8 protein-coding genes are annotated in these 12,848 nt (G+C 40.4%); 6 read left to right on the top strand and 2 right to left on the bottom strand.

Annotation, left to right across the window (positions count from 1 at the left end; all coding sequences use genetic code 11):
- Positions 1 to 84 precede the first annotated feature (84 nt).
- Both gntT and NSTC745_RS22770 read right to left on the bottom strand, forming a co-directional pair.
- The gene (gntT, locus tag NSTC745_RS22775) at positions 85 to 1,449 is read right to left on the bottom strand and encodes a guanitoxin biosynthesis MATE family efflux transporter GntT (RefSeq protein ID WP_445632981.1); all 1,365 of its coding nucleotides are present in this window, start codon (positions 1,447 to 1,449) and stop codon (positions 85 to 87) included.
- Between the two features lie 635 nt (positions 1,450 to 2,084).
- Entirely contained in the window at positions 2,085 to 2,813 is a 729-nt protein-coding gene (locus NSTC745_RS22770; protein ID WP_445632980.1) for a Uma2 family endonuclease, read from the bottom strand.
- A 459-nt stretch (positions 2,814 to 3,272) separates the two neighbouring features.
- On the opposite strand from NSTC745_RS22770, the gene NSTC745_RS22765 reads away from it, so the two are divergent.
- The 6 genes from NSTC745_RS22765 to NSTC745_RS22740 all read left to right on the top strand — a co-directional run bounded on the left by NSTC745_RS22765 (position 3,273) and on the right by NSTC745_RS22740 (position 12,729).
- Positions 3,273 to 4,754, top strand: a complete 1,482-nt coding sequence (locus tag NSTC745_RS22765; protein ID WP_445632979.1) for a calcium-binding protein — start codon at positions 3,273 to 3,275, stop codon at positions 4,752 to 4,754.
- Positions 4,755 to 5,186: 432 nt separating this feature from the next.
- Positions 5,187 to 5,825 carry a calcium-binding protein gene (locus NSTC745_RS22760; protein ID WP_445632978.1) on the top strand — a complete coding sequence of 213 codons (639 nt, stop codon included), beginning with the start codon at positions 5,187 to 5,189 and terminating at the stop codon, positions 5,823 to 5,825.
- 474 nt (positions 5,826 to 6,299) lie between these two features.
- Positions 6,300 to 7,043, top strand: a complete 744-nt coding sequence (locus NSTC745_RS22755) for a PPC domain-containing protein (protein ID WP_445632977.1) — start codon at positions 6,300 to 6,302, stop codon at positions 7,041 to 7,043.
- Positions 7,044 to 7,183: 140 nt separating this feature from the next.
- Positions 7,184 to 7,975 carry a peptidylprolyl isomerase gene (locus NSTC745_RS22750; protein ID WP_445632976.1) on the top strand — a complete coding sequence of 264 codons (792 nt, stop codon included), beginning with the start codon at positions 7,184 to 7,186 and terminating at the stop codon, positions 7,973 to 7,975.
- Positions 7,976 to 8,177: 202 nt separating this feature from the next.
- Positions 8,178 to 11,108, top strand: coding sequence for a peptidase domain-containing ABC transporter (locus NSTC745_RS22745; protein WP_445632975.1), 2,931 nt, complete (start codon positions 8,178 to 8,180; stop codon positions 11,106 to 11,108).
- 118 nt (positions 11,109 to 11,226) lie between these two features.
- Complete coding sequence (locus NSTC745_RS22740) at positions 11,227 to 12,729, top strand: HlyD family efflux transporter periplasmic adaptor subunit (RefSeq protein WP_445632974.1); 1,503 nt, start codon at positions 11,227 to 11,229, stop codon at positions 12,727 to 12,729.
- Positions 12,730 to 12,848 lie beyond the last annotated feature (119 nt).

The following is a 12,848-nucleotide window of genomic DNA, read 5'->3' as shown; positions in this document are numbered from 1 at the left end:
GTAGCACAGCTACGCTACCCTATGAAAACGAGAAAAACCAATAATCTTAATTCCCTTGGATATTAAAGCCTTCAGAATTCTCTTTTAATTTTCAACGGCTGTCAGAGAAACCGAATCAACATCAGCATCAAAATTCAAAGATTTTGGTAAATAGATTAGCATTGCGACCATTTTGGTAAACATTAATAAGACGAGCGAGAGCAACAAAATATGCTTGTTTTGTAAATAACAACCTACTAGAGCTGATGGAAAAAATCCAAAAATAGCAGAGATAAAGCTGACATTCCGAACGATTTTGGCTTCCGCTAAACCTAAGAAATATCCTTCTAGCATTGAGGAAACTGAATTGAATGCAAGAAAGAAAATTAAGACCCAAACATAGGTATCAATAGTGTCGGTAATTTCAGTGTGGTTGGTTAATATTCCAAAAACTTTTTGGGGAAATAAAACACAAATTGTGGCTATAGTGAGTCCTATCAACAAGCTAATTGTAATTGAAGCTCTCAGTAAAGGCAGAAACTTCTCTTTTGACGCACTGCCTTTAAAGTTTCCGCTTAATGTTTCTGTGGCAAATCCTATTCCATTAGTTAAGTAAACATTGAGTTGTATTATCTGCCCCAACAAAGCATTTTGGGTAAAGAATATCGTACCCATCATGGCAGTAAAATTACTAAAAAATGTATATATAGACACCTCAGTAATAGTTCTCAGCATGATATCTGTATTGAGAGATAAAGTCCTTTTCAAAGCTGACAAATCCATCAGTTGTGGCATCACTGCTCGTACTTCTTGCCACTGAAGTTTTTTACTAGCTAAGATGATGCCGATCGCCAACATTAAATATTGGCTAGATGCTTGAGATGCTCCAGCCCCCATACTATTCCAACCCCACTGAATAATAAACACGTAATCTAAAATTATATTGGCTGCGTTAGCAATAATTGAAATTACCAAAACCTTAGCATTCTCCTCTCGTCCCAGCAGCCAACCGACGAGAACAAAGTTGAGTAAAACAGCAGGCGCTCCCCAAATCCGAGCATTATAATACTCAATACCAGCAGCTTTGATAGCGGCATCACCACTCAAGAGCGAAAAACCTATTTCTCGCAAAGGATACTGCAAAATTAATACAGCGATACCCAATGCCAAGCCTATTAAGCCATTGCGTAGTCCTACTAGTAGCGCTGCCTCTTGGTCATCTGCTCCAACAGCTTGAGCCGTTAACCCAGTGGTTGCCATGCGTAAGAACTCAAGAATCAAATAGACAAGGCCAAATAAGATATTAGCGATGGAAACCCCCGCTAAAGCATCGATGTCTTTCAAATGACCCAAAAAAGCGACGCTGATTAAACCTGCTAGAGGTATCATCAGATTGGAAACAATATTAGCGATCCCCAGGCGAAAGAAGCGCGGTACAAAGTCGTACTGTTCTGAAAGTGTTAAGTTCATGAATTAATTAAGTTATCTAGCTCAGTTGATTTGGAGTTTTTTCTCAGCAAGTCGGCGTAAATAATTATCGTTGGAATCAGGCAATAGGCAATAGGCAATAGGCAATATAAATAAGGATTCTAGCTTTATTTTTCTCTCTTAACATAATTTAGTTTTATTGTGCCAAGTTACTTACAAGCATTGCTTTTTCAACTATTTTGGCTCCTGAGTGCTGAATTATTACTATAAATTATAATTTTAGGATGACAGTAATAAACCCAAGATGCAAGGACAGATAAGACACTTAAGAAAAATTTTGAGGCACAGAAGATATTTAAAGCACTGCAATTGAAGTGTTAGGGGATATTCAAAAAATTTTGAGCCGGAATTACAAAAAGTTTATAACGTCTTATCTATATAAAATGCGATCGCTATACCTATATTTATGCTGATTTATCCAGTGAATGCCGCCAATCGATCTACTATAGCCATCTAAGAAACGATCTTAGAGATGATTTATAAACTAATGTGTCGAGTTGGTTGGCGATCGCACAAATACTAGTATCAAATATATCTTAGAGAATGTTTCCCGACTTACAACTCAAACTCGACGATGTTATTCCATATAGTGGTTAATAGTAAACACTATTTTCAAATTAAAGATTCATCGCGATCGCTTCTACATCTTCTACAGTCAATCCTAAAGCATCAGCTACTTGTTCTCGGTTTAATCCCATACTCAGTAGTCTAGGCACTGCTTGTTGCAATCGTTGTTGTGCAGCTTGGGCTTCTTGTTGTGCAGCTTGAGACTTTGCCATTAATTCCCCAAATGTCATAAAAGGTTGACCATCTGGGTAGGAAAGTTGCCAGTGTTCGCCAGAGACATCAAAATTAATTTGCAGCCGTGGACTAACCCATTTTTGACCAAAATCTACTGAGTCTAAACCATATTCACCGCGTAACCAAACTTGTAGTTCATTATTTTCTGGATTGTATATATAGTATTCCTCTACACCGTGTTGATTGTAGAACAGCAACTTCCGAGCCATTTCTACTGATGTGTTGACTGGCGAGAGGATTTCAAACACTACTTGGGGCGGTTGATTTCCTTCTTCCCACTGTTTATAAGAAGAGCGACGACCTTTTGGACGACCAATGGCAACCATCACATCGGGTGCAAATTTAATCTTATTATTGCCCTCAATGGGATACCAGAATAAATCGCCAGCGACAAAAACATTTGGATCGCCTGCAAACAGAAGATCTAAATTACCTTTAATCAGCACAATAATTTCAAAATGTTCTGTATTATTTGCCATTGGCCGATCGTCGGATTCTGGATAGAAAATCTCCGCAGGTGCAGAAGATTCGATATGCGAAACCATCGCTTTCATCTCCACTCGTGTTTTTATTTTAGGCGATCGCCCCGCAAGGGACTTCCAATTAAAAATAGACAGGGGGCAGGGGAGCAGAGGAGCAGGGGAGCAGAGGGGAAAGAATTTGTATCAGGATTTTAGTGAAATGGTATAACTCAATTGCATCGCCATGCAATGCAACCAAAACACTTGTAGAGACGGCGATTTATGAGCCAGCGCGTTGCGGGGGTTCCCCCCGTTGTAGCGACTGGCGTCGCGTCTGGTAAACCTGGTAAACCCACAATTTTGTAGAATTAGCGCCCTGTAGAGACGTTGCACTGCAACGTCTCTACAACGGTAAAGCAAGGGTTTTAGCGTCTAATCTATATGATGGGTAATTTTGAATTTTGAATTGGAATTACCCTGCATAGACCTTAGTAACCCACGTATGGATAAGTGTAAGTTTCCATAGCGTAAGGAAAAATCCACATGGTTACTAAATTTGGTACTAATTTCAACGACAACGGCACAATTCAAAACGGTATATTTTACCCCACCCTCACAGGCACTGATGGCGACGATCGCATTTCTGGATTGGCAGGCAACGATATTATAGATGGTGCCGCTGGGAATGACAGCCTTTGGGGTGATGGTGGTAACGACTTGTTACGTGGTGGTGACGGAATTGATTGGCTATCAGGTGGTGATGGCAACGATACCATAATTGGCGATCGCGGTAATGATATCTTCGTTGGTGGAGCCGGAAACGACAGGTTGATTTGGAACAACGGCGATGGCAGCGACAAAATGAGTGGCAATGCTGGCTACGATGTCATCGAAGTCAATGGTGCAGCCGCTGCGGGGGATACCTTCCGCTTGCAAGCAGATGCCCAAGGTAGAGCCATCTTTGACCGCTTGAACTTGGTGCCATTCACCCTAACTGTAGACACTGCCGAAAAATTTGAAGTCAACGGTCAAGGTGGCGATGACATCTTCGATGTTAACAGCTTGGCTGGCACTAGCATTGCAAGCGTGCAATTTACAGGCGGTGCGGGTAATGACTTGCTCGATGGTGCTGATACAACTACACCGTTAGTTGGTTATGGCAACGATGGCAATGACACCCTCAAGGGTGGCGCTGGAACTGACAGCCTTTCGGGCGATACTGGTAACGACTTGTTACGTGGTGGTGATGGAATTGATTGGTTATCAAGTGGTGATGGCAACGATACCATAATTGGCGATCGCGGTAATGATATCTTCGTTGGTGGAGCCGGAAACGACAGGCTGATTTGGAACAATGGCGATGGCAGCGACAAAATGAGTGGCAATGCTGGCTATGATGTAATCGAAGTCAATGGTGCGGCCGCTGCTGGTGATACCTTCCGCTTGCAAGCAGATGCCCAAGGTAGAGCCATCTTTGACCGCTTGAACTTGGTGCCATTCACCCTAACTGTAGACACTGCCGAAAAATTTGAAGTCAACGGTCAAGGTGGCGATGACATCTTCGATGTTAACAGCTTGGCTGGCACTAGTATTGCAAGCGTACAGTTTACAGGCGGTGCGGGTAATGACTTGCTCGATGGTCGCGGCACATCTACGCCATTAGTTGGCTATGGCAATGACGGCAATGACACACTTTATGGCGGCAATGGAAATGACAGCCTCTACGGTGATGCTGGCAATGACTATCTTGCTGGTGGTAAAGGGAATGACGTACTCTCTGGGGGTTTAGGCGCAGATAAATTCTATTTTGAGTCTAAGCTCAACGGCATAGACATTATCAAAGATTTCCAATATGCACAGGGAGATAAAGTCTTAGTCAGCAAAATTGGCTTTGGTGCTAGTAACCTAAGTCAGTTCAGCTATAACAACATCACTGGTGGTTTGTCTTACCAAGGACAGTTGTTTGCAACTGTCGAAAACAAACCTGCTGGCTTCTCAATCAGTACAGATGTTGTGTTGGTGTAAGAAAACTTTTGACCGAACAATTTGCAATTCGTAGTGACGCAATGGGCTACGCTAACGCAATTGTAGACGTAATTAAATAATCTATCTATTTAAGATATAACCCCACGCCACTTGCTCTACTTAGGCTTTGCCCAAGTAGAGCTATTTTACGCGATCGCTCCGGCATCAAGTATCGCCTGATAATGCGATCGCATGGCTGTTGCTGGGTTTGAAACCTGTTAAGAGTTCCCTTTATCCATCAATAAATTTAATTTTGTCCAATTCAAAATTTACTGTGCATCAACTTCTGTAGCTCACGTATGGATAAGTGTGGCAACTAGTTGCTGAAGACAACATGAGTTTCTCAAATACTCATACTAACCAGTCTTCACTTTAGCTTGTTGCGATCGCTCTCAAGTTCTGGATTAACTAACTTCAACAAGGAAAATACTTATGGCTATTATACAAGGACAACAAACCAATGGAAATGACATCATCGTTGCTGATGGAGCTAATGACTTTATCGATGGTCTACTAGGCATTGACCTTATTAACGGTGGTTCGGGCAACGACATCATCTTCGGTAGGGGTGGCAATGACATAATTCTCGGTGCTGCTGGCAATGACTTCATTAACGGTGGCGCGGACAATGACGACCTTAGTGGTGGCGCAGGCAATGACACCCTTTTCGGTAGCTCCGGCAATGACACCGTTTTCGGTGGCTCTGGTAGTGACTCCCTCAGTGGTGGCACCGGCAATGATATTCTCATAGGCTTTAATGGAGTCAATGGAAATGAGTTAGACACTCTCAGGGGCGGTTCTGGAGCCGACACGTTTGTACTCGGAGATAAAGCCCGTTCCTTCTACCTCAATTCGACCGGCTCTAGTTTTGCCACAATTGTTGATTTCGATTTCAGTCAGGGTGACAAGATTCGAGTTAACGGTAGTGTCTTTGGTTACACATTAAACAAGAGCATTAATTTGTCTGGTGGTTCTGCATTAGACACGCAAATTTTCAAAAACGGCGATCTGATTGCGGTTGTGCAAGACAATACTAATGTGTTTGCTTCCCTCGACTTTGTTACAGCTTAGATTGAGGGAATTGAAAGCACTGTACAGCAGTGCTTTCAAGAAGATTTAAGTCATGCAAGCGGTACAGATACATACCTGAATGCCGCTTGCATTTTTAAATTTTATCACTGCATAGATTGAATCTTGATACAAATAAGCGTACATGGGTAGGGGCACAATATATTGTGCCCTTACAATTATCTGTACCTCACAAAGTAGCAATCTGCTGTAACTTAAAACATTTACAAAGCAATGGTTTTACCTCTTGCTCTTGTTATACCTGAAAATTCCTGTAAGTTTAGACATCAAAAATATTGCATCTTGCATAAACTTTAGTTTTACACGTATTGATAATTGTGGCAGATGTTAATACCAATTTTCAATTCAAAAAAATGATGCAGCAATAGGTTCCTGATTTTGTATATATGTTGCTTTATTTTAAATATTTGGTATTAACTAACCACATTACTAACAACAACCTAACTAAAGGAAAAAATGGCTACATTTAATCTTGGTACAATCGGCACTACTCCTGTTGTGAGAAACAACTTCAGTTTAACTACATCCGATCCCACTGATGTTTTTAAGTTTCAAATTAGCGGTACTAAAAACATTAATTTGTCTCTAACAGATATCAGCACTGGTGACGATGCCGAGTTATTCCTTTTTCGAGACAACGGTAACGGTATCTTTGATTCCGGCGACCAATTGGTAGATTTTTCCACTAACTCTAGCAATAGAGATGAATCTCTCAATAATCGAGAAAGTACAGGTACTTATTTTGCTCAAGTCCGTCGTTTTGCTCCTGGTAGTTCCGGCACTGTAACTTACGATTTGGCTGTGTCTGCAACTACACCCAACTCGACAGCTGGTTTTAGCAATCTTCTACCTAAAGAATTTGAACTTGGTGATTTATCACGTGATGTTACTCGCTCTAGTTCAATAAGTGATGCAGACACCACAGATACTTACCATTTTTCTCTAGGATTCTTTGAAGGTGTAAACATTAGACTCAGCGGACTTCTAGCTGATGCTGATATCCGACTGGTTCAGGATTTGAACAACAATCGCATTGTTGACGCTGGCGAAGAAATTGCACGTTCTACTAATGGTGGTACTACGGCTGATTTAATTTCCAACATCAACTTATCTGGTAACTACTTCTTGCAAGTCCAGCAATTTAGTGGCACCACTGGCTATAGCTTGAATTTTGACCACTTCACCACCACTTTTGCTTAGCATTAGTAGGTGTTAATTGAAAGCATTGTAGGGCAATGCTTTCAATATTATCCAAACGTTGCAAGCGGTAGATAACTTTACCTTAATGCCGCCTGCATTTCTAAATTTTATAACTGCACGGATTAAATATTTCTACAAATATGAGTAAAGTTTTACAAATAAATGGTGCAATGCTTGAGTTAAGCTATGCCGATATACCTAGAGAAATCATTCCTTTTTTAGCTGGCTACAACCTAATACCGCAATTGATATCTCAGAAAATAATCGAATTAGCCATTGCACCAATCACCTGCACGCAAGTAGAAATATCTCATGCCCTAAATGAATTTTATCAGCATTGGGATTTGACAAGCGAAGAAAAAATACAAGATTGGTGCTTGCGTTGTGGTTTGAATCGAGAACAATTAGAACTTTTGGCAACCCGAAAGCTGAGAGTAGAAAAGTTCAAACAAATAACTTGGGGACATCAACTAGAATCTTACTTTCTCAAACGCAAAATATATTTAGATAAAGTTATTTATTCTTTAATTCAAACTGACAACAAAAGTATTGCTAACGAGCTATTTTTCCGAATAACAGAAGGTGAATGTTCCTTTGCGGAATCAGCACGAGAATATTCTCAAGGTTCGGAAGCTGATAAATATGGCATTATCGGCCCAGTGGAACTTGGTAGTATTACTCCGAATTTTGCTCAACTTCTTTATACAAGTCAAGTCGGTGTAGTTCAACCACCTGTAGCTTTTGGAAATTCATGGGTTATTGTACGTGTAGAAAAGCTAATTTCTGCACAGTTAGATGATTTTATGCGCCAAAGATTGCTGCAAGAACATTTTGAAGCTTGGTTCCAACAGCAATTAAATCAATTGTCGCTAGAAGAAAAAATTTGGATGGGTGTTAATAGTAAATCTGCACAGGTACAAGAAGTTGCATAGTAATTTTTTAAGTGAATAAAGAAGAATGAAACGAACCGCCAAGGACGCCTTCGCGAAGCGTCTCGTTAGAGAAGAGCGCCAAGAAAGAATAATTTTTAAATAAGCTCTAAATCTGCAAATTACACAAAATTATTCTCTAATTTCTTCTTTGCGTTCTTTGCGCCCTTTGCGGTTCGTTAATCAAAATCTATTATTAAAAATCATGACAAACCCAACACTAAATCTCCAAGAATTAATTGCAAGTTTATTCCCATTTAATCACTTACCAAAAAGCGTTTTAGAAACTTGGATAGGTCAGGTACAATTTTTACGCTATCGCATTGGACAGGTAATAGTTACTCAAGAAGCTATGCCTGCCCAAATTACTATTATCTATCAAGGACAAGCGAGACTGTTAGGCTACAATGCTGATAAACCAAATCCTGTAACACTGAAACTGCTGTCATCAGGAGAAGTATTAGGTTGGTTAAGTCATGTGCGGGGGATTGCTTGTGAAACTGCGATCGCTTCTACTGAAGTTATTGCATTCAATCTACCCATTGCTGATTTTCTCACATTACTTAAGCAAGAGCCAGCTTTTACTAAAGCCTTACAAAATCATGTTACTCTTTTAGAAGTATATGAACTGCTAACAAAAGAACTCAGCCGTCGCGCAGATGGCAGCAAAAATTTAGTTAAGCTTGCTCAAGCTGCAACTGAAGCCACAGTTATCCAAACATTGCCTGCACGCAAAGTAGTTCGCAATCAATTAGATGCAGAATTTTTATGGTTAGTCAGCAGTAATTTTGATGCTAATTTTCCTGTGGGGACTCGTTTAGAATTAGATAGTTTAAATCCCAAATTTAAATTTCATACAAATATGCGTTTAGTGGGTTTACCCAAATCTTTATTAGGAGAAGAACCCACACCCACAACAATTTTACCCGCAGACATTCCCTACGCTTCTGAAATTACCATTGCTGAAGAATCAACTGCTCTAGCTAAACCGAAAAGATATCCTTATATCCGGGGTAGAGGCCCTTTAGATGGTTCTTTGGCTTGCTTTGAAATGTTGAGCAAATACTTTAACATTCCCATGCGCCGAGATGTATTGCGCCGAGTTTTAACAAAGCAACAAGAAAACAAAGGTGCTATATCTCTGCAATTTTGTGCAGCCGCCGCTGAATTGATGGGATTGACAACGCAGATGGTGAAAGTTCCTGCTGTTGCTGTCAGTCGCTTGCAATTACCGCTGATGATTAGTTGGCAAGGTAGTTTTGCAATTGTTTATCAAAATAGTAACCAAGAATTACTGATTGCTGTTCCAGAAATGGGATTGTTGCGCTACAAACTGCGAGATTTTGTGGAAAACTGGGGACAAGAAGGAGAAGTACTGCTACTACAAACCACTAAAAATACTCCCAAGGCACGGTTTAGTTTGAATTGGTTTGTACCTGCAATCAAACGCCATCGCAAAGTACTTATTGAAGTGTTGTTGGCTTCGATTGTAATTCAGATTTTTGGCTTGGTAAATCCTTTAGTTACCCAAGCAATTATTGATAAAGTATTGGTCGGTAATAGTCCTGGTACTTTGGAAGTTTTTGGGATATTTTTGTTAGTAGTAGGCGTAGTTGAAGCCATACTTACCACAGTCCGCACTCATTTATTTACAGATACAACTAATCGTATCGATCTGTCCCTTGGTTCAGAGGTGATTAGTCATCTGTTGCGTTTGCCATTATCTTATTTTGAGCGTCATCCTGTGGGGGAATTGGCAACACGCATTCATGAATTAGAAAATATCCGCTCTTTCTTGACTGGTACAGCCTTAACTGTGGTGATGGATGCAATGTTTTCTGTAGTCTACATTGTGGTGATGGCATTTTATAGTCCAATTCTCACCTTGGTAGCATTGGTAACAGTACCATTGTTTGGCTTGCTCAATTTTGTAGTATCGCCCGTAATGCGGCGACAATTACAAGAAAAAGCCGAACGCAATGCCCAGACTCAATCTTACTTAGTAGAAGTCATGGGAGGAATGCAGACAGTCAAGGCGCAAAATTTAGAAATGCGATCGCGTTGGCAATGGCAAGAACGTTATGCTCGTTACATCAGTGCCGGTTTTAAAACAGTTTCTACGCAAACTACAGCCACTTCTGTTAGCAGTTTCCTCAATAAATTTTCTAGCATGTTAGTGCTGTGGGTAGGCGCTTATCTCGTCCTCAACCAACAACTCACCCTCGGACAACTCATCGCTTTTCGCATCCTTGCAGGTTATGTAACTAGTCCCTTGTTACGCTTAATGCAACTATGGCAAAATTTCCAAGAAACAGCCTTATCTCTGCAACGCCTTGCTGATATTTTAGACACTCCTCAAGAAACAGAAACAGAAGCGCAAAATATCCTCATGCCTAGCATTCAAGGTCATGTGCGCTATGAAAATCTCTGCTTCGGCTTCCGCGATCGCGGCCCATTGCAACTATCCAATATTAACTTAGATTTTCTCACTGGCTCTTTTATTGGCATTGTCGGACAAAGCGGTTCTGGTAAAAGTACGTTGCTAAAATTGCTACCTCGACTTTACGAACCCAAGTCTGGCAAAATCTCGATTGATGGCTATGATATCAGCAAAGTTGAACTGTATTCTCTCCGCCGTCAAATTGGCATGGTGTTACAAGATACCTTATTATTTGATGGCACAATCCGCGAAAACATTGCCTTGGGAAGTCCTGAAGCCAGCGACGAAGAAATTATTGCTGCGGCTCAAGTAGCATTTGCCCACGACTTTATTATGGACTTGCCCAGTGGTTATAATACCCTCGTCGGAGAACGGGGTTCAGCACTATCTGGAGGACAACGCCAAAGAATTGCGATCGCTCGTACCGTCCTCCAAAATCCTCAATTACTCATCCTGGATGAAGCTACAAGTGCCTTAGACTACAACGCCGAAGCCCAAGTTTGCCGCAACTTAGCCACAGCCTTCCAAGGAAAAACAGTCTTTTTCATCACTCATCGCCTCAGCACAATCCGCAATGCCGATGTCATCCTAATGATGGACAAAGGTATCGTCGTCGAACAAGGGACTCACGAAGAACTAATGGCACGTAAAGGTTACTATTACTGCCTTTATCAACAACAAGAAACGCAGATTTAGTCATTGGTCATTTGTCATTAGTCATTAGTCATTTGTCATTTGTCATTTGTCATTGGGCATTGGTTATTAATTCTTATGCCCCATGCCCAATCCCCCCATGCCCCATCCCCATTTAATTATGAACATTCCACACAAATTCGATCGACCAGTTCTTTTACAACAAACGCCTACTTGGTCAAGAGCGATCGCTTGGACTATTATCGGAGTTAGCGCCTTTACAGTAATTTGGGCATCAGTATTCAAAATTGAAGAATCAGTTCACGCTACTGGCAAATTAGAACCGCAAGGTGCAGTTAAAGAAATTCAAGCTCCAGTTAACGGCGTTGTCAAAGAAATTTTAGTTAAAGATGGTCAGCAAGTCAAAAAAGGTGAAATACTTATTAGCCTAGAACAAACAACATCTGAGGCAGAACTTACTTCATTAAAACAAAGTCGCGTTGCTCAGTTACAATCAAAACAGTCTTTAGAACTAGAAAATGATTTCTATCGGCGGCAGCTACAAGGACAAGTTTCACAACAGCAAGTCCTACAGCAAACTGCTCTTTTGCAACTTCAGCCAGAACTAGCTTTATTAACTAAAAATCGCGCTGCCGTCTTTGCTGAAAATCAGTTGTATCGCGCACAATTAAATGGCAGTAATACTCAAGTCAAACTTACTTTAGAGCAACAGTTACGCTTGAAAAATCGCCAGCAAGAATTAGAATCGCGCTTGATGGCGGCTAAGTTGGAGACGCAACAAACACAACAGCAATTACTCCAAACTCAAGCACAATTAGACAGTGCCCAAGATGTCCTGGCGATTAATCGCAAAATTTATCAAAATCTCAAAACTTTAGACAAAGCGGGTGCATACCCCAGAATGCAAATCCTCAAACAAGAGCAAGAGGTAAATGTCAAACAAGCAGAAGTAATGCGGCTAACTCAAGAAAAGCAGCGATTACAATTAGCTGTTGTGCAAGCAAATGAAAAATTTCGGAATGCTGCGGCACTATCTCAAGAAGATTTATTAGCTAAAATTACAGAAAACGACAAAAGAATTGCGGAAATTGACAGTCAAATAACTAAAGTCATTATTGAAAATCAAAAACGAATTTATGAAATTAATAGTCAAATTGGAGAACTTGACAGCAAGTTAACTCAAGCAAAACAAACCCTGAAATATCAAAAAATTGCGGCTCCGGTAAATGGGACGGTGTTTGAACTCAAAGCTAAAACAGCAGGGTTTGTTGTCAATTCCAGCGAGCCAATTCTCAAAATTGTTCCTAGCGATAATTTAGTTGCTAAAGTTTTCATCACCAACCGTGACATTGGTTTTGTTCGAGAAGGACAACAAGTAGATGTGAGAATTGATTCGTTTCCTTTTCAAGAGTATGGTGATATTAAAGGTGAGTTAATTGAAATTGGTTCTGATGCTCTACCCCCAGACCAAGTTTATAATTTCTGGCGTTTTTCTGCAAAAGTCCGCCTGAATGGACAGAAGTTACTGATTAATCAACGGCAAATCCCATTGCAATCAGGAATGTCTATTAATGGTAATATTAAATTGCGTCAGCGTACAGTTATGAGCATCTTCACTGATTTCTTAGTGGATAAAGCTGAAAATTTAAAATCAGTTCGTTGAGAATAATTCAAAATGCGATCGCATTGCCAATAGATTTGTTTGTGTTTTCTGAATGAGGAAAATTAATAGTATTAACGGCAATGCATAATTATTCTAGATTTTTTGAATTTAATCAAATA

The organism is Nostoc sp. DSM 114161 (assembly GCF_052692665.1).
This window is presented reverse-complemented; position numbering and strand designations above follow the sequence as displayed.

What these genes read in the sequence shown, in the direction of transcription:
- gntT (WP_445632981.1), bottom strand. Translation starts at nt 1,449, where the DNA reads ATGAACTTAACACTTTCAGAACAGTACGACTTTGTACCGCGCTTCTTT.
- NSTC745_RS22770 (WP_445632980.1), bottom strand. Translation starts at nt 2,813, where the DNA reads ATGGTTTCGCATATCGAATCTTCTGCACCTGCGGAGATTTTCTATCCA.
- NSTC745_RS22765 (WP_445632979.1), top strand. Translation starts at nt 3,273, where the DNA reads ATGGTTACTAAATTTGGTACTAATTTCAACGACAACGGCACAATTCAA.
- NSTC745_RS22760 (WP_445632978.1), top strand. Translation starts at nt 5,187, where the DNA reads ATGGCTATTATACAAGGACAACAAACCAATGGAAATGACATCATCGTT.
- NSTC745_RS22755 (WP_445632977.1), top strand. Translation starts at nt 6,300, where the DNA reads ATGGCTACATTTAATCTTGGTACAATCGGCACTACTCCTGTTGTGAGA.
- NSTC745_RS22750 (WP_445632976.1), top strand. Translation starts at nt 7,184, where the DNA reads ATGAGTAAAGTTTTACAAATAAATGGTGCAATGCTTGAGTTAAGCTAT.
- NSTC745_RS22745 (WP_445632975.1), top strand. Translation starts at nt 8,178, where the DNA reads ATGACAAACCCAACACTAAATCTCCAAGAATTAATTGCAAGTTTATTC.
- NSTC745_RS22740 (WP_445632974.1), top strand. Translation starts at nt 11,227, where the DNA reads ATGAACATTCCACACAAATTCGATCGACCAGTTCTTTTACAACAAACG.